We start from the raw sequence: 19701 nt of genomic DNA on the forward strand, positions 1-19701 counted from the left end.
GTTGAAGGGAACGACAGCACCACGCCCCACCATCGGGACGACCGGAGGTGTCCGGCCATTCTGATGGCGTACAAAGTCCGTCCGCCCGGTTGCCTCACCCTTTCTCAGCCCCCCTAGACTGAACCTCCGGCAGGTGGCTACACGCTCGAAAGGCGCCCCCGTGTCCATCGGCAACTCCCCTGAAGACGACCGCCCTTCAGACGACAGCGCTGCTGACGGCCTGACAGCTGACGCCAGCGCAGCGGCCTCTCACGCCGCGGACGATCGCCCCTCGATCGGCCGAGCGCTCCAGCAGGCCCGCATCGCCGCGGGTCTGACCGTCGACGAGGTCAGTACGTCGACTCGGGTGCGCATCCCGATCGTGCATGCGATCGAACAGGACGACTTCTCCCGCTGCGGCGGCGATGTGTACGCCCGCGGCCACATCAGGACCCTGGCCCGCGCCGTCGGCCTCGATCCGGCGCCGCTCCTCGCGCAGTACGCGGAGGGGCACGGCGACGTGACCCCCACGCCGACGCCCGCCGCGCCGCTCTTCGAGGCCGAGCGCATCCGGTCCGAACCCCGCAGGCCCAACTGGACCGCGGCCATGGTCGCGGCGATCGTCGCCGTCGTCGCCTTCGTCGGCTTCACCGCGTTCAACGGGGACGACGGGGACGGCAAGAAGGGGCAGGTCGCCGAGGGCCCCACGACCGCCACCAGCAAGCCCGCCCCGAAGCCCAAGCCCAGCAAGCCCGCCGACCCCAAGCCGGACCCCTCCGACAGCGCCATCGCCGGGGTGCCGCGCGACAAGGTCACCGTGAAGGTCAACGCGGCGGACGGCCGGAGCTGGATCTCCGCCAAGGACCACACCGGCCGGAAGCTCTTCGACGGCGTCCTGGAACAGGGCAAGTCGAAGACCTTCCAGGACCAGCAGAAGATCGATCTGATCCTCGGCGACGCGGGCGCGGTCCAGCTGTATGTGAACGGCAAGCAGGTCGACAACGAATTCGAACCGGGCCAGGTCGAGCGCCTCAGCTACACCAAGGGCGACCCCGAGGTCGGCTGACCTGCGGGGGCGCCCCGAAGGGCCTCCTGACTTCCGGGTAACCCTCGCGGCGGGGGCCGGGACGGGGACGAAGTAGTCTTGAGACCATGCCTGAACGCCGCACCGTCGCCCTTGTCACGCTTGGCTGCGCCCGTAACGAGGTGGACTCGGAGGAGCTCGCAGGCCGCTTGGAGGCGGACGGCTGGGAACTCGTCCAGGACGCCGAGAACGCGGACGTGGCCGTCGTCAACACCTGCGGCTTCGTCGAAGCCGCCAAGAAGGACTCCGTCGACGCCCTCCTCGAAGCCAATGACCTGAAGGGTCACGGCAAGACGCAGGCCGTCGTCGCCGTGGGCTGCATGGCCGAGCGGTACGGCAAGGAGCTCGCCGACGCCCTGCCCGAGGCGGACGGCGTGCTCGGCTTCGACGACTACTCCGACATCTCCGACCGCCTGCAGACCATCCTCAGCGGCGGCAGCGTCGAGGCCCACACCCCGCGCGACCGGCGCAAGCTCCTGCCGATCAGCCCGGCGGAGCGGCAGGACGCGGGCTCCGGCGTCGCCCTGCCCGGCCACGCGCCGGTCGAGGCGCCGAAGGACCTGCCCGAGGGCGTCGCGCCCGCCTCCGGGCCGCGCGCACCGCTGCGCCGGCGCCTCGGCAGCAACCCGGTGGCCTCGGTGAAGCTGGCCTCCGGCTGTGACCGGCGGTGCTCCTTCTGCGCCATCCCCTCGTTCCGCGGCTCGTTCATCTCGCGGCGGCCCAGCGACGTCCTCGGGGAGACCCGCTGGCTGGCCGAGCAGGGCGTCAAGGAGATCATGCTGGTCTCCGAGAACAACACCTCGTACGGCAAGGACCTGGGCGACATCCGGCTCCTGGAGACGCTGCTGCCCGAGCTGGCGGCCGTCGACGGGATCGAGCGGGTGCGGGTCAGCTATCTGCAGCCCGCCGAGATGCGGCCCGGGCTCATCGACGTCCTGACGTCCACGGAGAAGGTCGCCCCCTACTTCGACCTGTCCTTCCAGCACTCCGCGCCCAACGTGCTGCGCTCCATGCGGCGCTTCGGCGACACCGACCGCTTCCTCGAACTCCTGGACACCATCCGCAGCAAGGCGCCGCAGGCCGGTGTCCGCTCCAACTTCATCGTCGGCTTCCCCGGCGAGTCCGAGGCGGACCTGGCCGAGCTGGAGCGGTTCCTCACCGGCGCCCGGCTGGATGCCATCGGGGTCTTCGGCTACTCCGACGAGGAGGGCACGGAAGCGGCGACGTACGAGAACAAGCTCGACGAGGACGTCGTCGCCGAGCGGCTCGCGCACATCTCGCGGCTGGCGGAGGAGCTGACCTCGCAGCGCGCCGACGACCGCGTCGGGGAGACCCTCGAGGTCCTGGTCGAGGCCGTGGACGAGGAGGACGGGGCGGTCGGCAGGGCCGCGCACCAGGCCCCCGAGACCGACGGCCAGGTCCGGTTCACGGGCGCCACGGGTGGGGACGATCTGCACGTCGGTCGTATGGTCGTGGCAAAGGTGGTCGGCACGGAGGGCGTGGACCTGGTGGCTGAATGTCTCGAAGGGACCGGCAGATGACCCAAGTCCCGGCACCCGCGGCGGGCGGCTCCGGCGCGCAGGGCGCGAATCCGGTGCGCGGCGGGAAGCTGGGTGCCGCGGCGGTGAATCAAGCCAGTCTGTGGAACGTCGCCAATCTGCTGACCATGATCCGGCTCGTCCTGGTGCCGGGCTTCGTGCTGCTGCTGCTCGGCAACGGCGGGTACGACCCGGCCTGGCGCTCCTTCGCCTGGGCTGCCTTCGCCATCGCCATGATCACGGACCTTTTCGACGGGCATCTGGCGCGGACGTACAACCTGGTCACGGACTTCGGGAAGATCGCCGACCCCATCGCGGACAAGGCGATCATGGGGGCCGCGCTGATCTGTCTGTCGTGGCTCGGCGATCTGCCGTGGTGGGTGACCGGGGTGATCCTGGGGCGCGAGCTCGGGATCACGCTGCTGCGGTTCGGGGTGATCCGCTACGGCGTCATTCCGGCCAGCCGCGGCGGCAAGATGAAGACCCTGGCGCAGGGCACGGCGGTCGGGATGTACGTGCTCGCGCTGACCGGGCCGCTCGCCAGCTTGCGGTTCTGGGTGATGGCGGTCGCGGTCGTGCTGACCGTGGTGACCGGCCTCGACTATGTGAAACAGGCCATTGTGCTGCGCCGCCGCGGCAGGGCCGAGGAGAGTGCGGGGGCGGCCGGTGCCGCGGACGCCGCGTCGGCGCCGGAGGCCGCGAAGTGACGACCGCGGGCGCGTCGCGGCCCGGATCGGCCGCCGCCGCGGCCGAGGACGTGCTGCGGCTGCTCGGGGCGCGCGGCGAGACGCTCGCCGTCGCGGAGTCGCTGACCGGGGGTCTCGTGGCCGCCGAGGTCACGGAGGTGCCCGGCGCCTCACGGGTCTTCCGTGGCTCCGTGACGGCGTACGCCACGGAGCTGAAGCGGGACGTCCTGGGCGTCGACGGCGCCCTGCTGGCCGAGCGCGGGGCGGTCGACGCCGAGGTGGCGCGGCAGATGGCCGCCGGGGTGCGGCGGGCGCTGGGCGCCGACTGGGGCCTGGCCACGACCGGCGTCGCGGGGCCCGATCCCCAGGACGGCCAGGAGGTCGGAACGGTCTTCGTGGCCGTCGCCGGACCGCTGCCCGAAGAGCCCGAGAGGTCGGACCTTCACGGCGGTCCTGTTCGCCTCCAGGGGAAAGTAGTCACCAAAGCGGCGCTCCTGCGGTTGAACGGTGGCCGTTCGGCAATCCGTAATGAGACTGTACGGAGCGTGCTCACGCTGCTCGCCGAGCAGCTTTCCGGCGAACGTGCCGGGAATGGGCGGGCACAGGATACGGAACAGAACGGGGGGAATTGATGTTTGCAGCCCTGAGTGAACACGACATCGCTCCCCGCACGGCCGCCGCGCAAGGCGGTACGGTGGGGCGTGAAGGATGCGGCTACGCGGTCCGAGGAGGGAGCCACCGATGATTCTGCTCCGTCGCCTGCTGGGTGACGTGCTGCGTCGGCAGCGCCAGCGCCAGGGCCGTACTCTGCGCGAAGTCTCCTCGTCCGCCCGAGTCTCACTCGGCTATCTCTCCGAGGTGGAGCGGGGGCAGAAGGAGGCTTCCTCCGAGCTGCTTTCCGCGATCTGCGACGCGCTTGACGTACGGATGTCCGAGCTCATGCGCGAGGTCAGCGACGAGCTGTCGCTCGCGGAGCTGGCCCAGTCTGCAGCGGTCACCGAGCCCGTGCGCGCACCGGTTCGCCCGATGCTCAATTCCGTCTCCGTGGCCGGCGTGCCACCGGAACGGGTCACGATCAAGGCGCCCGCGGAGGCGGTGGACGTCGTCGCCGCGTGACGGCCTGAGCACGGTTCCCGTGTGACCCACGGCGCGCATGCGTGTGTGAAAGCCCTGACCGGGGTGTACCCGGTCGGGGCTTTCTCTGTTCCGGGCCGGGTGTCGGGCCGAGCGATATCGGCCGTGATTGGTGACTTTGGTCCCGATGGTCGGGCCTGGTGCGCTGTGCCATGGTTGATGGGGATTTCCCATGAGTTGGAGGCGACTGATGTACGTCGTGAAGAGCCCTCTGTCCGATGCGGATCTGAAGACGGTCTCCGAGGCGCTGCAAGGGGCGCTCGTGGACCTGGTCGACCTGTCCCTGGTGGCGAAGCAGATCCACTGGAACGTGGTCGGGCCGCGGTTCCGCTCGGTGCATCTGCAGCTGGACGAGGTCGTGGACACGGCTCGGCTGCACTCCGACACGGTCGCGGAGCGCGCCTCGACCCTCGGCGTCTCGCCCGACGGCCGGGCGGCCACGGTGGCGGCGAGCAGCGGGATCGGTGCGGTGCCCGAGGGCTGGGTGAAGGACGCGGACGCGGTGGGGACGCTCGTGGACGCGCTCGGCGCGGTGATCACGCGGATGCGTGAGCGGGTCGAGGCGACGGGCGACGCGGACCCGGTGAGCCAGGACATCTTCATCGGGATCACCGCGGACCTGGAGAAGCACCACTGGATGTTCCAGGCGGAGAACGGCTGAGCCGTTTCCGGCGGCCCGTGAGCCGCATTGCGTACGAGGGGCCCGCCCGGGGATTCGGGCGGGCCCCTCGCCGTGCTCCTGCGGCCCTCCCAGGCTGTCGGCGGCCTGTCGGCGGCGCCTCTCCTGGAGTGCGGAGCGGGAGGGCGCGGGGGAGACTCGACGGTGCACCCTGGAGCGTCCGATGCGCCCTCCCGTGGGGTGAACCCGGGCGTTTAGCGTCGACCTGGTGTCGGGCGGGAGGTGACGGGGATGGCGGCCACGAGAGTCGGCTCCGGGGTCTGGCGGGGGCTGCGCTGGGGGGCCGCCCTGGCGCTCGGCGCGCTGTGGTGGTGGGGCGTGCTGCGGCTCGCGCTCGCGCCCGACGCGGGGGCCCTGGAAGGGGCGGTCGCGGCCGGGGGGTGGGGGCTGAGCCTGCTTCCGGTGCACTGTGTGCCGAAGTCGCGGGCGGCGGGGGTGGCGCCGAGCAGGGGGTGGGTCGCCGGGCTGGGCACCCGGGCGTACGGGACGGTCACCCGGGCGAGCGGGGCGGTCACCAGGGCATGGCCACGCCGCCGTTCGGACGGAGGATCTGACCCGTCGTGAACGAGGAGGCGTCGGACGCCAGGTGCAGCACCGCCTGGGCGATGTCCTCGGGCGCCCCGACCCGGCCGAGCGGCGACATCCGCACCATGAGGGCCTCGGTGTGGGTCTGCGCCTCGGCGTCGTGGTGATCGGTCATCGGGGTGCGGATCCAGCCCGGCGCGACCGCGTTGACGCGGATGCCGTGCCGTCCGACCTCCGTGGCCAGCGTCTTGGTGAGCTGGACGACGGCCGCCTTGGCCGCGCCGTAGCAGAGCAGGCCGGGGCCGCCGGTGTCCACGGCGCCCGACGCCATGGTGACGATGCTGCCGCCGCCGCCCGCCTCGATCATGGCGCGGGCCGCCGCCTGGCAGGCGTACAGGACGCCCTTGAAGTTGATGTTCAGGACGCGGTCGAGGTCCTCGTCCCGGGTCTCCAGGACCGGGCTGCTGTGCATGATCCCGGCGATGGCGGCCATGATGTCGAGGCGTCCGCCGGCGGCCTTGGCGGCTCCGACGGCGGCCTCGACGGCCAGGTCGAGCCGGGGCCGGTCGGAGACGTCCAGGCGGTGAGTGTGTGCCGTGCCGCCGTCGTCCTTGATCAGCGTGGCTGTCTCGTGCAGGCCGTCCCCGTCGAGGTCCGCGCAGTGGACGGCCGCGCCGGCCTGGGCGAGGAGGAGGGCCGTCGCCCGGCCGATGCCGCTGGCGGCTCCGGTGACGAAGGCGGAGCGTCCGGTGAGGTCGTACGCCGTGACGGGCATGACGGGACGGTACGGCTGAATCTGACGGAACGTCAACTAGCGGGCGGGGATGTGCTGCTGGGGCGCTACGGAGTGGGGCCCTGTTGGCAGGTGGGGCACCAGTAGGTGGGGCGGACGCGCGAGCCGTCGCCCTGTTCGGCGGTGCGGACGGGGGTGCCGCAGCGCAGACAGGGGCGGGGTGCGCGGCCGTAGACGTACAGGCGCTGGTCGGGGCGGGCGCGGCCGGTGGTGGAGCGGGCCGGGCGGTCGCGGTTGGCCTCCAGGAGCTTCTTGGCGAGTACGGGGAGGCGGACGGCCGTCGCCTCGGGGAGCTCGCCGACGGGGAGCCAGGGGGTGACGCGCAGCAGGAAGCAGAGCTCGGATTTGTAGATGTTGCCGATGCCCGCGAGGTTGCGCTGGTCCAAGAGGGCCTCGCCGAGGGGGAGTTCGGGGGAGGCGAGGAGGTTGGTGAGGGCGCGGTCCGGGTCCCAGTCGGGGCCGAGGAGGTCGGGGCCGAGGTGGCCGACGGCGCGCTGCTCGTCGGTGGTGCGGAGCAGTTCGAGTACGGGGAGGCGGTAGCCCACGGCCGTCGACTCGTCCGTACCGAGGATCGCCCGGATCTGGTGGCCCGGGCCGCCGCGCCAGCGCTCTCCGGGGGCGTACAGCCGCCAGGAGCCGTCCATGCGGAGGTGGGAGTGGAGGGTGAGGCCGCCCTCGAAGCGGGTGAGGAGGTGCTTGCCGCGCGGGGTGACGTCCAGGACGGTCCGGCCCGTCAGGTCGACCGTGGCGAGCTTGGGGACGCGCAGGTCGCAGCGGGTGAGGGCGTGTCCGGCGAGCGCCTGGTGCAGGCGGCGGGCCGCCTGGTGGACGGTGTCTCCTTCGGGCATGGGATCAGGGTGGCACGGGGAGGGCGGGGTGGTGTGGAGGGCGACTCCTTCCCGGAGGGAGCCGGGGGCCGGGGGCCGGGGGTCGGGGGCGGGAGGAGAAGTCAGGGCGGGGGTGGGGGCCGGGGTGGTGTGTGGCTTGGGTCAGGGGCGCAGGCGGAGGCCGCGTGGGGTGGCGTGGAAGCCCGCTCCTTCCAGGAGGGGGCCGAGGGGGGAGGTCAGGGCGGGTGTTCCGTTGACGCGCTCGACCGTGACGGTGCCGAGGGTGCCCGCGCGGGCCGCCGCGGCCAGGGCGGAGGCGGCCGACTGGAGGCGGGTGTCCTGGGCGGGCGGGGTCTGCGAAGTGGCGGGCCAGGCGAGCAGGGACTTGCCGCCGCGCTCCATGTAGAGGGTCAGCTCGCCGTCGACCAGGACGACGAGGGAGCCCGCCTTGCGGCCCGGCTTGTGACCGGCGTCGGTCGGGGGCTCGGGCCAGGGCAGGGCCGCCCCGTAGGCGTTGGCCGGGTCGGCGGCTGCCAGGACGACGGCCTGGGCCTCCGAAGGGTGCGAACCCTCCGTGCGCTCCCGGGAGTTGGCGGTGGCGCGCAGCCGGTCCACCGCGCCGTCCATCGCGAACTGGGCGGCGCCGAGCCCCTCGACGACATAGCCGCGCCGCGCCTGCCCGGTGTCCTCGAAGGCCGACAGGACGCGGTACGTCGCGGCGAAGCCGCCCTCGACGCCCTCGGCGGCCACCGCGCCCCGGGTGACCACGCCGTGCCGGTCGAGGAGGGTGCGGGCCAGGGCGTGGGCGCGCAGCGTGGGGTCGGGCTCGCGGGCGGGGAGCTGGGACCAGCGGCCCGCGACGGTGGGCGGGCCGGTGCGCGAGGAGGGGCGGGCGGCGGCTGTCAGCGTGCCGTAACGCCCGCGCGGGACCGTGCGCTTGGCGCGGTGGGCGGTGGAGCCCGCGGTGCGGCCCGAGCCGAGGAGGGCGCGCATGGGGGCCAGTGTGTCGTTCGTCAGGCGGCCCGACCAGGCCAGGTCCCAGATGATGTCCGCGAGCTGGGGGTCGGTGGCATCCGGGTGGGTGGTGGCGCGGACCTGGTCGGCGATCTGGCGGAAGAAGAGGCCGTAGCCCCCGGAGAGGGCGTCCAGGACGGACTGGTGGAGCGCCGTGAGCTCCAAGGGGTGCGGGGGAGGCAGCAACAGGGGCGCGGTGTCGGCCAGGTGGAGGGAGACCCAGCCGTCCTTGCCGGGCAGGGATCCGGCCCCGGCCCACACCACCTCGCCCGCCGCGGTGAGTTCGTCCAGCATCGCGGGGGTGTACCCGGAGACGCGGGAGGGCAGGACGAGCTTCTCCAGGGCGGAGGCGGGCACCGTGGCTCCCTGGAGCTGCTCGACGGCGCGGACCAGGCCGTCGATGCCCCGCAGGCCGTGCCCGCCGAAGTGCTGCCACTGGGGGAGGAACTGGGCGAGCGCGGCGGGCGGTACCGGCTCCAGCTCCTGGCGCAGGGCCGCGAGGGAGCGGCGGCGCAGGCGGCGTAGCACGGCGGCGTCGCACCACTCCTGGCCGATGCCCGCCGGGTGGAACTCCCCTTGTACGACGCGGCCGCCCGCCGCGAGGCGGTGGAGGGCGCCCTCCGTGACGGCCGTGCCGAGGCCGAAGCGGGCGGCGGCGGTGGTGGAGGTGAACGGGCCGTGCGTACGGGCGTAGCGGGCGAGGAGGTCGCCCAGGGGGTCCTTGACGGGCTCGGTGAACGCCTCGGGGACGCCGACCGGGAGCGCCGTGCCGAGGGCGTCCCTGAGGCGGCCCGCGTCCTCGACGGCCGCCCAGTGGTCGGCTCCGGCGATGCGCACGCGGATGGCGCGGCGGGTGGCGGCCAGCTCCTCGGGCCAGGCCGGGTCGGCGCCGCGCTCGGTCAACTCCGCCTCCGTGAGCGGTCCGAGGAGGCGGAGCAGGTCGGCCACGCCCTCGGCGTCCTTGACCCGGCGGTCGTCCGTGCGCCACTGGAGCTCGCGCTCCAGCTCGGCCAGGACATCGGCGTCGAGGAGCTCGCGGAGCTCGGCCTGGCCGAGGAGCTCGGCCAGCAGGTGCGAGTCCAGGGAGAGGGCGGCGGCGCGGCGCTCGGCGAGGGGGGAGTCGCCCTCGTACAGGAACTGCGCCACGTAGCCGAACAGGAGCGAGCGGGCGAAGGGGGAGGGCTCCGGGGTGGTGACCTCGACGAGGCGGACCTTGCGGGACTCGATGTCGCCCATCAGCTCGGCGAGCCCCGGCACGTCGAAGACGTCCTGGAGGCACTCGCGCACGGCCTCCAGGACGATCGGGAACGAACCGAACTCGCTGGCGACCTGGAGGAGTTGGGCGGCGCGCTGGCGCTGCTGCCACAAGGGGGTGCGCTTGCCGGGATTGCGGCGGGGCAGCAGCAGCGCGCGGGCGGCGCACTCGCGGAAGCGGGCGGCGAACAGGGCGGATCCGCCGACCTGGTCGGTGACGAGCTGGTCGACCTCGCCCTTGTCGAAGGCGACGTCCGCCGCCCCTACGGGGGCCTTCTCGGAGTCGTACTCCAGGCCCGTGCCCGGGGCCGACGGGTCGAGCGGCTCCTGGTCCAGCAGGTCGAGGCCCATGAGGTCGGCGTCCGGGAGGCGCAGCACGATGCCGTCGTCGGCGTGCATGACCTGGGCGTCCATCCCGTACCGCTCGGTGAGGCGGGCGCCGAGGGCGAGGGCCCAGGGGGCGTGCACCTGGGCGCCGAAGGGGGAGTGGACCACGACGCGCCAGTCGCCCAGCTCGTCGCGGAAGCGCTCGACCACGATCGTGCGGTCGTCCGGGATGTGGCCGCAGGATTCGCGCTGCTCGGAGAGGTACGCCAGGACGTTGTCGGCGGCCCAGGGGTCGAGCCCGGCGGCGAGGAGGCGGGCGCGGGCGTCCTCGGGGCGCAGTGAGCCGACCTCGCGCAGGAACGCGCCCACCGCGCGCCCCAGTTCGAGCGGGCGGCCCAGCTGGTCGCCCTTCCAGAAGGGGAGGCGGCCGGGGACTCCGGGGGCGGGGGAGACCAGGACGCGGTCGCGGGTGATGTCCTCGATGCGCCAAGAGCTCGTGCCGAGCGTGAAGACGTCGCCCACGCGCGACTCGTAGACCATCTCCTCGTCGAGCTCGCCGACGCGGCCGCCGCCCTTCTTGGGGTCGGCTCCGGCGAGGAAGACCCCGAAGAGGCCGCGGTCGGGGATCGTGCCCCCGGAGGTGACCGCGAGGCGCTGGGCGCCGGGACGCCCCGTGACCGTCCCGGCGACCCGGTCCCACACCACGCGGGGGCGCAGCTCCGCGAAGGCGTCGGACGGATAGCGCCCCGCGAGCATGTCCAGGACGGCGGTGAACGCCGACTCCGGAAGGGACGCGAAGGAGGCGGCCCGGCGCACCGTCGCCAGGAGGTCGTCGACCTGCCAGGTGTCCAGGGCGACCATCGCGACCAGCTGCTGGGCCAGCACGTCCAGGGGGTTGGCCGGGATGCGCAGGGACTCGATGGCCCCCGTCCGCATCCGCTCCGTGACGACCGCGGCCTGGACGAGGTCGCCCCGGTACTTCGGGAAGACAACTCCGGTGGAAACAGCGCCCACTTGGTGTCCCGCGCGGCCCACGCGCTGCAGCCCCGAGGCCACGGAGGGCGGCGACTCGACCTGCACCACCAGGTCGACGGCGCCCATGTCGATGCCCAGCTCCAGGCTGGAGGTGGCGACCACGGCGGGCAGCCGGCCCGCCTTCAGGTCCTCCTCGACCTGGGCGCGCTGCTCCTTGGAGACCGAGCCGTGGTGGGCGCGGGCGAGGACCGGAGGGGCGCCCTTGGCGGCGCCCGACTCGGCCATCAGCTCGGCCGGGGTGTGGTCCTCGGGGAGGGCTTCGCCGGTGGCGCGCTCGTACGCGATCTCGTTGAGCCTGTTGCACAGGCGCTCGGCCAGGCGGCGGGAGTTGGCGAAGACGATCGTCGAGCGGTGGGCCTGGACGAGGTCGGTGATGCGCTCCTCGACGTGCGGCCAGATCGACGGGCGCTCCGCCGCCTGGTCGGACCCCTGGCCGGAGTCGGCGACCGGGGAGCCGCCGAGCTCCCCCAGATCCTCGACCGGGACGACCACCGAGAGGTCGAACTCCTTGCCCGAGGCGGGCTGGACGATCTCCACCTTGCGCTGCGGGGAGAGATAGCGCGCCACCTCGTCCACCGGGCGGACCGTCGCCGACAGGCCGATGCGGCGGGCGGGGCGGGGCAGCAGCTCGTCCAACCGCTCCAGGGAGAGGGCGAGATGGGCGCCGCGCTTGGTGCCCGCGACCGCGTGCACCTCGTCCAGGATCACCGTCTCGATGCCGGTCAGGGCGTCCCGGGCGGCGGAGGTGAGCATCAGGAAGAGGGACTCGGGCGTCGTGATCAGGATGTCCGGGGGGCGGGTGGACAGCGCGCGGCGCTCGGCGGCCGGGGTGTCGCCGGAGCGGATGCCGACGCGGACCTCGGGCTCGGGCAGGCCCAGGCGCACCGACTCCTGGCGGATGCCGGTGAGGGGGCTGCGCAGATTGCGCTCCACGTCCACCGCGAGGGCCTTCAGGGGTGACACGTACAGGACGCGGCAGCGCTTCTTGGGGTCCGCGGGCGGTGGGGTGGAGGCGAGCTGGTCCAGGGCGGCGAGGAAGGCGGCCAGGGTCTTGCCGGAGCCGGTGGGCGCCACCACCAGGACGTCCGAGCCCTCCGCGATGGCCTGCCACGCACCGGCCTGCGCGGAGGTGGGTGCGGAGAAGGCGCCCGTGAACCAGCCGCGGGTCGCGGGGGAGAATCCGTCTAGGGCGCCGTGGGCCCCTTGCCTGGACCTGACCATGCCCCCATCCTGCACCCCGCCACTGACAATGGCCGTGACCTGCAGAAACGACTGGTTCACCGAGGGTGGCCTGGCGCAGAATGGCAGGTATGGCAAGCAGGGCGGGCAAGGCAGGCAAGGGAGAGTGGGCGCGGCACTGGCAGTACGAGCGGCTGCCCGGTCTCGACCTGCTGCGTGCCCGCTACGTCCGGCACACGTTCCCGCGCCACAGCCACGACGGCTATGTGTTCGGCGCGGTCACCCGCGGCGTCGAGGCGGTCGGCATGCCCGACGGCACCCTGTACGCGGGGCCCGGCAGCGTCGTCATGATCAACCCTGAGGTGGCGCACACCGCGTGGGCGGCCGGGCCCGAGGGCTGGGCGTACGACACGCTCTACCCCTCGGCCGACGTCGTCGCGGAGATCGCCGCCGAGACGACCACGGTCCGCGGCACCGCGGGCTTCGGCGAGACCATCGTCATGGACCCACGGGCCGCACGCCTGATCAGCGAGGTGCACCGGGCCGCCGAGTCGGGCGAGGCGCTGGCCGCCGACAGCCTGCTGAGGGTGGTGCTCGCCCGGCTGCTGCGCGATCACGGCACGGCGCTCGCCCAGCGCCCGCGCCGGTCCGCGGGGGCCAGGGCCGCGGCCCGCGCGCGTGAGATCCTCACCGAACGCATGGCCGACCCGCCGTCCCTGGAGGGCCTCGCGGCCGAGCTCGGCACCAGCCCCTTCGCTCTGCTGCGTGCCTTCCGCGACGCCTACGGAATGCCCCCGCACGCCTGGCTCACCAACGCCCGGGTGCGCGCCGCACGCCGCCTCCTGGAGGCGGGCATCGCTCCGGCCGAAGCCGCCGTGGCCGTCGGCTTCACCGATCAGCCGCACCTGAACCGGCACTTCACCCGCATCGTGGGCGTGCCGCCGGGGGCGTACCAGCGCGGCCGCAAGAACGTACAAGACGCTTCCGGGGAGCTCCTCGTAGCGTCCGACGCGTGGCAGAACAGACAGCACCAGCACCGGCCTCGTCAGTAGAGACTCCCGAAGGAGCTCCCGAAGAAGCCCCTGCTGAAGCCCTCGCAGAAACCGCCGGGACCGCATCTGCGGCATCTCCGGAGAAGTCCGACGCCGCTGTCGTGCGGGACGCCCTCGGTGTGGGTGTCGCCGTCGGCCTCTCCGGATTCGCGTTCGGCGTGACCTCGGCGGGCAGTGGCCTCACCGTGCTGCAGACGTGCGCGCTCAGCCTCCTGGTCTTCACCGGTGCCTCGCAGTTCGCTCTCGTGGGCGCGCTCGCCGGGGGCGGGAACCCGCTCACGGCCGCGGCCGGTGCCTTCTTCCTCGGGGTGCGCAACGCCTTCTACGGGCTGCGGCTCTCGCAGTTGCTCGCCCTCCCGCGCGCGGTGCGGCCGTTCGCGGCGCACTGGGTCATCGACGAGACGGCGGCGGTCGCCCTCGCCCAGCCCACCCGGCGCGGCATCCGCATGGGCTTCACCGTGACCGGCCTCTCCCTGTACGCGCTGTGGAACCTCACCACGCTCCTGGGCGCTCTCGGCGCCGAGGCGATCGGCGACACCGGCGCGTGGGGGCTCGACGCAGCGGGACCCGCGGTCTTCCTGGCGCTGCTCGCGCCGATGCTGCGGACGGCGATGGAGCGGGCCGTCGCGGGCCTCGCCGTCGTCCTGATGCTCGGCCTGCTGCCGGTGCTGCCCGCGGGCGTGCCGGTCCTCGTGGCCGGGCTCGCCGCCCCGGCCGCCCTCTACGTAGAAGGCCGCAAGGCCCGCAACTCCGCACAGAAGGAAGCCCGTTGAACATCTGGATCGCCATCGCCGTCACCGCTGTCGGGTGCTACGCCGTGAAGCTCGCCGGGCTGCTCGTGCCCGCGGGCGTCCTGGAGCGCCCCTCGGTCAAGCGCCTTGCCGCCCTGCTGCCCGTGGCGCTCCTGGCCGGGCTCACGGCCCAGCAGACCTTCGCCGACGACCGCGTCCTCGTGCTGGACGCCAGGGCCGCCGGGCTCGCCGCTGCGGCGGTCGCGCTGCTGCTGCGCGCGCCCTTCCTTGTCGTCATCGGGGCGGCCGTGGCCGTCACGGCGGGGCTGCGGGCCCTCGGCTGAGCGGCCCCGAGGGGTTGAGCGGCCCCGAGGGCCCCGAGGGGTTGAGCGGCCCTGAGTGGCCGGGCTACCTCAGCCGAGGGCCCGGCCGTACGCCCGCAGGGTGCGCAGCGCGTCGATGGTGACGATCGGGCGCCACTCCAGTGCGGTGCCCGGCGCCCACTGCCGGAAGCGGATCGGCCAGCCGCCGTCCTCCTGCTGCTCGCTCTCCAGGAAGTCGAGCGAGCGGGCCATCTCGTCGTCCGTGAACCACGCGCGCGCGAGGGACTCGGGCGTCTTCGCGAAGTCGTACGCGAAGTGGTGCTCGCCCGCGGCGTAGCCAGGAGAGACCGGGTAGTCCTGGAGGCGGTCCGGGTCGAGGGCGGCGAGGCGCTGCTCCCGCACGAGCCGCCCGAGGCGGTCGGCGGCCGCCTCCGCGCGCGGGCGGTCGGGTGCGCCGTCGAGGAACGCCACGGCCGCCTGGATCTCGTACGGGTGGGACTTCTCCAGGGACTCGACGGTCGCCCAGCAGAAGTCGGTGGCCCGGAACAGCCAGGCGTGCCACACCTCGTTGCGGTGCAGGAGGCCCACCACGGGGCCGGTGGCGAGGAGTTCGCTCGGCGGGTCGTCCACGATCGGCACGAACGGGGCCGCGGGGTAGCCGCGTTGGCTGGGATGGATCGCCGGAAGGGCGCCGTCCGGTGTCGAGACGGACGTCAGATAGCGGCACACGCGCTCCACGCGCTGCCCGCCGCAGCGCCGGATCGAGTCCAGGACGCGCAGCGCCTGGCCGGTGTGCAGGGGCTGGCTCACCGGTCCGCGCAGGTCGGGTTCGAGGGCGTGACCGTACCCGCCGTCCTCGTTGCCGTACGCGGCCAGGGCGGTCTCGACGGCGTCGGCTGCCTCGTCGGCGCCCGGCCCGGTGGCGGCGGTGAGGAAGTGGTACGCGAACCGGCGCTGCTCGAGGACGCGCGCGGTGAGCCAGACGAACTGCTCGGCGCGGGCCAGGAGGGAGGACGCGGCGTGCGGGGATGCTCCGGATTCGGCCATGGTCCGACGGTAGGACGGAAAGCGTTCTCGGCAAGCCCCCTGCGCTCCGGCTGCACTCTCAGGGGCGGGATACTGGAGTCATGCGGTTGACGGTCTTCTGGGAGCTGATGGCGGCCCACTTCGGTGCGGGGTACGCCGACTCCTTCGCGCGCGATCACGTGATGACGGAGCTCGGCGGGCGCACGGTGCACGAGGCGCTGGACGCGGGCTGGGAGGCCAAGGACGTCTGGCGGGCGGTCTGCGTCGCGATGGACGTACCGGCGGAAAGGCGCTGATGACCGTACCTCTCGGGCCGCTCGCGCCCCCTTGTGCGGCCCCTGGACCGGGTGAACAAGCGGGGACCGGGGCCGAATGTCGGCGGCGTGGGTGAGACTGGGCCCGTGGCATCGAGAGACGAGACCGCGCAGGTCACCCAGGACGCAGCCCCGCCCGGCACGACGCCGCCCGCGCAGCCCCCCGCCGGGCCCGTGGCCGAGCGCGCCCGCATGCCGCGGTGGCTGCCGCGCGCCATGGTGCTGGCTCTCGCGCTCATCGCCTGTTTCCAGCTGGGCAGTTGGGCCTTCCACCAGCTGACCGGGCTGTTGATCAACATCCTGATCGCGTTCTTCCTGGCGCTCGCGGTGGAGCCCGCGGTGAGCTGGATGGCGTCGCGCGGTCTCCGGAGGGGCCTGGCCACCTTCATCGTCTTCCTGGGCGTCCTGATCGCGAGCGCCGGCTTCATCACGCTGCTCGGCTCGATGCTCGCGGGCCAGATCGTGGACCTGGTGGAGGACTTCCCGAAGTATCTCGACCAGGTGATCAAGTGGATCAATGAGACGTTCCACACGGAGCTCAGCCGCGTCGAGGTGCAGGACAGCCTGCTGCACTCGGACTGGCTGCAGAAGTACGTCCAGAACAGCGCGAGCGGCGTCCTGGACGTCTCCGCGCAGGTCCTCGGCGGCCTCTTCCAGCTCCTGACGATCCTGCTGTTCTCGTTCTACTTCGCGGCCGACGGGCCCCGGCTGCGGCGCGCGCTCTGCTCCGTGCTGCCGCCCGCCCGGCAGGCCGAGGTGCTGCGCGCCTGGGAGATCGCCGTCGACAAGACCGGCGGCTATCTGTACTCCCGGGGGTTGATGGCGCTGATCTCCGGAGTCGCGCACTACATCCTGCTGCAGGCCCTGGACGTCCCCTACGCGCCCGTCCTCGCCGTCTGGGTGGGCCTCGTCTCGCAGTTCATCCCCACCATCGGCACGTACTTGGCGGGCGCCCTGCCGATGCTGATCGCCTTCACCGTGGACCCCTGGTACGCGCTGTGGGTGCTCATCTTCGTAGTCGTGTACCAGCAGTTCGAGAACTATGTGCTGCAGCCCAAGCTCACCGCCAAGAGCGTCGACATCCACCCGGCGGTCGCCTTCGGCTCGGTCATCGCGGGCACGGCCCTCCTCGGCGCGGTCGGCGCGCTGGTCGCCATCCCGGCGGTCGCGACGCTGCAGGCGTTCCTGGGGGCGTACGTGAAGCGGTACGACGTCACGGACGACCCGCGGGTGCACGGACACCGCAGGCGGAGCGGGGAGCCCATCCTCGCGCGCGTGCGGCGCGCGCTGAAGGGGTCGCGGGAGCCGGACCCTCATCAGGAGAGCGACCCTCAGTAGGTGACCGCCGCCCAGAGCCCCGCGCCCAGAACCGCCGCCGCGTAAGCGCCGACCGCCACGGTCATGACCCGCTGCCGGGTCCGCTCGCTCCAGGAAGTGCGCGACAGCAGCCAGGCCAGTGCGGGCAGGACCAGGACGGCGTGCAGGCTCACTCCGTGCAGCGGCTTGAGCGCGGCCGTGGAGTGGTACGCCGCCTCCTGGTGGCCGGTGCGCGTCAGGGACACCCCGCGCGCGATCATCGCCGCTCCGGACGCGAGGGCGACAAGGAGGACGGCGAAACCGGCGCGGAGCGCGAGCGGCATTCCCACCGGGCCGTCGGGCCGGTGCCGGAACGAGGCGACGGCGAACACCGACAACAGCACCACAAGGAGACCGCCGCCCACCGCGAGCGCCATGGAGACGACGGTGTTGAAAGACGTCTCCATGTTGAGATGCGAGGGCACACCCCGCCACGCCTGAAGGGTGATCCCGCCGACCTCGAGCACGCAGTCGGCGGCGAACAGCACGAGCAGCGCCCTTCGCGCCCGCTCTCCGAGGCGGAGATACGAGGTCACCCAGGTGAGGGCGATCAGCGTCAGGCCGAAGGACAGCCCGAAGGTGACCGGCTTGCGCCAGGAGACGGGCCCCTCCCACGGGCCGCCGTCGACCGCGAACACCAGCAGATGCGCGAGGCCGGAGAGGACGAGGACCACGCCCGTCGCATGACAGAGGCGCTCGGAGGGGCGCGCGGAGTGCCACAGGGTGCGTACGGCGGTGGGCAGGGCCCTGCGAGGCGGGGCACCGCGTCCGGTCAGGGCGCCGGGTCCGGTCAACGACGCGGCGGGGGCTGCTCGTTGCGGTGTCTCCTTGCGGCTTTCCGCGCGGCTCTTCATGTGCTCAAGCCTGGCGTTCGCGCGGCTTCCGGTCGTCGTCCGCCTGAAGGCACCGCCCGTACGCCTGGGGGAGTACAAGGGGTACGAGGGGCGCGGGGAGCACGGGACGGCCCGGAGAGTCCCGCGATGCCCCACGTACGCTTCCCGGCATGGGTGGCCACAGGGACAGGCGAGGTCCGCGGACGCGAGGGCTTCCGGAGCGGCTGGCCGCCGCGTGGTCGTGGGGGCCCGACCCCGTCAGGACCGTCCTGTTCCTGCTGCTCGCGCCCGCGCTCCTGACCGCCGGGGCGCTCGGGGCCATGGGCTGGACCTGGTGGCAGCGGACGCTCGCGGGTCTGGGCGCCCTGGCCATCGGCGTGTATCTGCTGATGGTCCTGGTGGGCGCCCGGAGGCGCGGCCGGACGAGGAGGGCCGCTGGACGGCCGGAGACCCGGCGATCATGATGCCGGAATGACGGAGAACCGAACTCCCGTGCCGCCGACCGTGATACGGCTCGCGCGCTACACGAGGACGGAGCAGAGCGAGATCCTCGGCGACGGGGCCGACCCCTTCGGCGTCGCGGACACCGGCCTGTCCTTCCTGCCCAAGGACGAGCACTTCGGAGTCCGCCTCGACGGCCGACTCGTGGCGCACGCCGGGCTGTTGGAGCTGCCCGTCGAGGTGGCCGGGGCCGGTACGCGCGTGGTGGGCGTCGGCGGGGTCGCCGTCGCCCCCGACGTACGCGGGCGGGGCCTGGCCCGGCTGGTGCTGGCGGGAGCCCTGGAGCACGCGCGCACGAGGGGGCCGGACCACGGGCTGCTCTTCTGCCGCCCGCCCCTTGTCGCGCTGTACGAGCGGCTCGGGTGGAGTGCGCTCGGCGTGGACGTGCGGGTGGAGCAGCCCGGGGGCCGGGTCGTGACCATGCCGCTGCGGACGATGGTGACGCCGTTGCGGGAGGGTGCGAAGTGGCCCGCGGGGCCGGTGCGTCTGCTGTCGCAGCCCATGTGACGCGGCCGGGCCGCGGGTCTTCTTCGGTGAGGGGCGTCCGTGGACGCCCCTGGGTGCCGGTCGACGTCAGTGGACCTGGCCGGGCTGGTAGTCGCCCGCGGGCTGCTGGGTGATGACGTTCAGACGGTTGAAGGCGTTGATGAGGGCGATGGTCGTCACCAGGGCGGCGAGCTGGTCCTCGTCGTAGTGCTTGGCGGCATTGGCCCAGACGTCGTCGGGGACGCCGCCCGCCGCGTCGGCGATGCGGGTGCCCTCCTCGGCCAGCTCCAGGGCGGCGCGCTCGGCCTCGGTGAAGACCTTGGCCTCGCGCCAGGCCGCGACGAGGCTGAGGCGCACCGAGGTCTCCCCGGCCGCGGCGGCCTCCTTGCTGTGCATGTCGATGCAGCCGGCGCAGCCGCTGATCTGGCTGGCGCGGAGCATGACCAGTTCGCGCGTCGTGGCGGGCAGCGTCGAGCCCGCGAGCGCGTGGTGCGCGGCGATGAGGTGCTTGACGGCCTTGGCGGCGATCGGGCTGGCCATGAGGTTCAATCGAGCTTCCACGATGCGCTCCTGTATGTCGTTGCTGGCGCTTGTACCCCTAGGACGGAGCGACGGCCGCCGGGTGTGACACGGTCGGGTGTGACCTGGGTCTCGCGTGGTGCGGCGGGGGCAGGGGTTCGTAGGCTGGGGGCGTGTCCTCGCTCAGCTGGAAGCGTGTTCTCGGCGCGGTGGCCGTGTTGTTGGCGGTCGCGGCCCTGGTGCTCCTCGTGTGCGCGCTCGTCGGGGCCGCGCCCTGGCGGCTCGTCACCGGCGTGGTGATCGGTGCGGCCGTGGCGGGCGGGCTGTGGGTGCTGGCCGGGTGGGACGCGGGTCGCCGGACTCGGACGGACCGGCGTCCATAGACCGGACGGATCGGCGTCCGTGGACCGGGTGTCCCGGACGTCACCCCGCGCGTCGTATCCCGGACGTCGTATCCCGGACTTCACCCCGCACGTCCAAGGTCTTCGCGTGGCCGCGTGGCGCGC

The 19701-nt window shown here is 73.2% G+C and carries 21 protein-coding genes; 15 read left to right on the top strand and 6 right to left on the bottom strand.

The window, feature by feature from the left end; genetic code table 11:
- Positions 1–160: 160 nt before the first annotated feature.
- The 7 genes from ACQB60_RS38530 to ACQB60_RS38560 all read left to right on the top strand — a co-directional run bounded on the left by ACQB60_RS38530 (position 161) and on the right by ACQB60_RS38560 (position 5664).
- Positions 161–1045 carry a helix-turn-helix domain-containing protein gene (locus ACQB60_RS38530; protein ID WP_496930743.1) on the top strand — a complete coding sequence of 295 codons (885 nt, stop codon included), beginning with the start codon at positions 161–163 and terminating at the stop codon, positions 1043–1045.
- 86 nt (positions 1046–1131) lie between these two features.
- A complete protein-coding gene (gene rimO, locus ACQB60_RS38535; protein ID WP_496930744.1) occupies positions 1132–2604 on the top strand; it encodes a 30S ribosomal protein S12 methylthiotransferase RimO in 1473 nt (490 codons plus the stop codon).
- The gene (pgsA, locus tag ACQB60_RS38540) at positions 2601–3308 is read left to right on the top strand and encodes a CDP-diacylglycerol--glycerol-3-phosphate 3-phosphatidyltransferase (protein ID WP_496930745.1); all 708 of its coding nucleotides are present in this window, start codon (positions 2601–2603) and stop codon (positions 3306–3308) included. The genes rimO and pgsA overlap by 4 nt, the downstream gene beginning before the upstream one ends.
- Positions 3305–3919, top strand: coding sequence for a CinA family protein (locus ACQB60_RS38545; protein WP_496930746.1), 615 nt, complete (start codon positions 3305–3307; stop codon positions 3917–3919). Before pgsA ends, ACQB60_RS38545 begins: the two co-directional genes overlap by 4 nt.
- A gap of 109 nt (positions 3920–4028) precedes the next feature.
- A complete protein-coding gene (locus ACQB60_RS38550; protein WP_384838807.1) occupies positions 4029–4403 on the top strand; it encodes a helix-turn-helix domain-containing protein in 375 nt (124 codons plus the stop codon).
- Positions 4404–4611: 208 nt separating this feature from the next.
- Positions 4612–5082: a Dps family protein gene (locus tag ACQB60_RS38555; protein ID WP_496930845.1), complete on the top strand. Its 471-nt coding sequence runs from the start codon at positions 4612–4614 to the stop codon at positions 5080–5082.
- A gap of 249 nt (positions 5083–5331) precedes the next feature.
- Complete coding sequence (locus ACQB60_RS38560; protein WP_496930747.1) at positions 5332–5664, top strand: hypothetical protein; 333 nt, start codon at positions 5332–5334, stop codon at positions 5662–5664.
- Here the strand turns inward: ACQB60_RS38560 and ACQB60_RS38565 are convergent.
- The 3 genes from ACQB60_RS38565 to ACQB60_RS38575 all read right to left on the bottom strand — a co-directional run bounded on the left by ACQB60_RS38565 (position 5612) and on the right by ACQB60_RS38575 (position 12096).
- Positions 5612–6400 carry an SDR family NAD(P)-dependent oxidoreductase gene (locus ACQB60_RS38565; RefSeq protein ID WP_496930748.1) on the bottom strand — a complete coding sequence of 263 codons (789 nt, stop codon included), beginning with the start codon at positions 6398–6400 and terminating at the stop codon, positions 5612–5614. The two genes, ACQB60_RS38560 and ACQB60_RS38565, sit on opposite strands and share 53 nt — an antisense overlap.
- A gap of 65 nt (positions 6401–6465) precedes the next feature.
- On the bottom strand, positions 6466–7266 hold the full coding sequence (locus ACQB60_RS38570; protein WP_496930749.1) for an Fpg/Nei family DNA glycosylase: 801 nt from the start codon (positions 7264–7266) through the stop codon (positions 6466–6468).
- Between the two features lie 141 nt (positions 7267–7407).
- Positions 7408–12096: a DEAD/DEAH box helicase gene (locus ACQB60_RS38575; protein ID WP_496930750.1), complete on the bottom strand. Its 4689-nt coding sequence runs from the start codon at positions 12094–12096 to the stop codon at positions 7408–7410.
- A gap of 89 nt (positions 12097–12185) precedes the next feature.
- Between ACQB60_RS38575 and ACQB60_RS38580 the strand changes: the two genes are divergently transcribed.
- From ACQB60_RS38580 to ACQB60_RS38590, 3 genes are all read left to right on the top strand, one after another.
- A complete protein-coding gene (locus ACQB60_RS38580; protein ID WP_496930751.1) occupies positions 12186–13106 on the top strand; it encodes an AraC family transcriptional regulator in 921 nt (306 codons plus the stop codon).
- Between the two features lie 101 nt (positions 13107–13207).
- Positions 13208–13879 (top strand): AzlC family ABC transporter permease, encoded by a 672-nt coding sequence (locus ACQB60_RS38585; protein WP_496930752.1) that lies wholly within the window; start codon positions 13208–13210, stop codon positions 13877–13879.
- Entirely contained in the window at positions 13876–14181 is a 306-nt protein-coding gene (locus ACQB60_RS38590; RefSeq protein ID WP_384838787.1) for an AzlD domain-containing protein, read from the top strand. Before ACQB60_RS38585 ends, ACQB60_RS38590 begins: the two co-directional genes overlap by 4 nt.
- Before the next feature lie 69 nt (positions 14182–14250).
- Here ACQB60_RS38590 and ACQB60_RS38595 read toward each other — a convergent pair whose 3' ends face one another.
- Positions 14251–15207, bottom strand: a complete 957-nt coding sequence (locus ACQB60_RS38595; protein ID WP_496930753.1) for a hypothetical protein — start codon at positions 15205–15207, stop codon at positions 14251–14253.
- A gap of 80 nt (positions 15208–15287) precedes the next feature.
- Here ACQB60_RS38595 and ACQB60_RS38600 point away from each other — a divergent pair, with 80 nt between their 5' ends.
- On the top strand, positions 15288–15482 hold the full coding sequence (locus tag ACQB60_RS38600) for a DUF3046 domain-containing protein (protein ID WP_496930754.1): 195 nt from the start codon (positions 15288–15290) through the stop codon (positions 15480–15482).
- A gap of 105 nt (positions 15483–15587) precedes the next feature.
- The gene (locus ACQB60_RS38605) at positions 15588–16838 is read left to right on the top strand and encodes an AI-2E family transporter (protein ID WP_496930755.1); all 1251 of its coding nucleotides are present in this window, start codon (positions 15588–15590) and stop codon (positions 16836–16838) included.
- Here the strand turns inward: ACQB60_RS38605 and ACQB60_RS38610 are convergent.
- The gene (locus ACQB60_RS38610) at positions 16832–17710 is read right to left on the bottom strand and encodes a hypothetical protein (RefSeq protein WP_496930756.1); all 879 of its coding nucleotides are present in this window, start codon (positions 17708–17710) and stop codon (positions 16832–16834) included. The genes ACQB60_RS38605 and ACQB60_RS38610 overlap by 7 nt on opposite strands.
- 149 nt (positions 17711–17859) lie before the next feature.
- Between ACQB60_RS38610 and ACQB60_RS38615 the strand changes: the two genes are divergently transcribed.
- Complete coding sequence (locus ACQB60_RS38615; protein WP_496930757.1) at positions 17860–18153, top strand: hypothetical protein; 294 nt, start codon at positions 17860–17862, stop codon at positions 18151–18153.
- Between the two features lie 7 nt (positions 18154–18160).
- Positions 18161–18697: a GNAT family N-acetyltransferase gene (locus ACQB60_RS38620; protein ID WP_496930758.1), complete on the top strand. Its 537-nt coding sequence runs from the start codon at positions 18161–18163 to the stop codon at positions 18695–18697.
- Positions 18698–18763: 66 nt separating this feature from the next.
- On the opposite strand, the gene ACQB60_RS38625 is transcribed toward ACQB60_RS38620, so the two are convergent.
- Positions 18764–19237, bottom strand: coding sequence for a carboxymuconolactone decarboxylase family protein (locus ACQB60_RS38625; RefSeq protein ID WP_496930759.1), 474 nt, complete (start codon positions 19235–19237; stop codon positions 18764–18766).
- A 131-nt stretch (positions 19238–19368) separates the two neighbouring features.
- Between ACQB60_RS38625 and ACQB60_RS38630 the strand changes: the two genes are divergently transcribed.
- Positions 19369–19578: a hypothetical protein gene (locus ACQB60_RS38630; RefSeq protein ID WP_496930760.1), complete on the top strand. Its 210-nt coding sequence runs from the start codon at positions 19369–19371 to the stop codon at positions 19576–19578.
- Positions 19579–19701 lie beyond the last annotated feature (123 nt).

The sequence above is a fragment of the Streptomyces odontotermitis genome (assembly GCF_050510915.1).
GTDB lineage: Bacteria > Actinomycetota > Actinomycetes > Streptomycetales > Streptomycetaceae > Streptomyces.

What these genes read in the sequence shown, in the direction of transcription:
- ACQB60_RS38615 (WP_496930757.1), top strand. Translation starts at nt 17,860, where the DNA reads ATGGGTGGCCACAGGGACAGGCGAGGTCCGCGGACGCGAGGGCTTCCG.
- ACQB60_RS38620 (WP_496930758.1), top strand. Translation starts at nt 18,161, where the DNA reads ATGACGGAGAACCGAACTCCCGTGCCGCCGACCGTGATACGGCTCGCG.
- rimO (WP_496930744.1), top strand. Translation starts at nt 1,132, where the DNA reads ATGCCTGAACGCCGCACCGTCGCCCTTGTCACGCTTGGCTGCGCCCGT.
- ACQB60_RS38550 (WP_384838807.1), top strand. Translation starts at nt 4,029, where the DNA reads ATGATTCTGCTCCGTCGCCTGCTGGGTGACGTGCTGCGTCGGCAGCGC.
- ACQB60_RS38575 (WP_496930750.1), bottom strand. Translation starts at nt 12,096, where the DNA reads ATGGTCAGGTCCAGGCAAGGGGCCCACGGCGCCCTAGACGGATTCTCC.
- ACQB60_RS38580 (WP_496930751.1), top strand. Translation starts at nt 12,186, where the DNA reads ATGGCAAGCAGGGCGGGCAAGGCAGGCAAGGGAGAGTGGGCGCGGCAC.
- pgsA (WP_496930745.1), top strand. Translation starts at nt 2,601, where the DNA reads ATGACCCAAGTCCCGGCACCCGCGGCGGGCGGCTCCGGCGCGCAGGGC.
- ACQB60_RS38570 (WP_496930749.1), bottom strand. Translation starts at nt 7,266, where the DNA reads ATGCCCGAAGGAGACACCGTCCACCAGGCGGCCCGCCGCCTGCACCAG.
- ACQB60_RS38595 (WP_496930753.1), bottom strand. Translation starts at nt 15,207, where the DNA reads ATGGCCGAATCCGGAGCATCCCCGCACGCCGCGTCCTCCCTCCTGGCC.
- ACQB60_RS38555 (WP_496930845.1), top strand. Translation starts at nt 4,612, where the DNA reads ATGTACGTCGTGAAGAGCCCTCTGTCCGATGCGGATCTGAAGACGGTC.
- ACQB60_RS38600 (WP_496930754.1), top strand. Translation starts at nt 15,288, where the DNA reads ATGCGGTTGACGGTCTTCTGGGAGCTGATGGCGGCCCACTTCGGTGCG.
- ACQB60_RS38610 (WP_496930756.1), bottom strand. Translation starts at nt 17,710, where the DNA reads ATGAAGAGCCGCGCGGAAAGCCGCAAGGAGACACCGCAACGAGCAGCC.
- ACQB60_RS38565 (WP_496930748.1), bottom strand. Translation starts at nt 6,400, where the DNA reads ATGCCCGTCACGGCGTACGACCTCACCGGACGCTCCGCCTTCGTCACC.
- ACQB60_RS38560 (WP_496930747.1), top strand. Translation starts at nt 5,332, where the DNA reads ATGGCGGCCACGAGAGTCGGCTCCGGGGTCTGGCGGGGGCTGCGCTGG.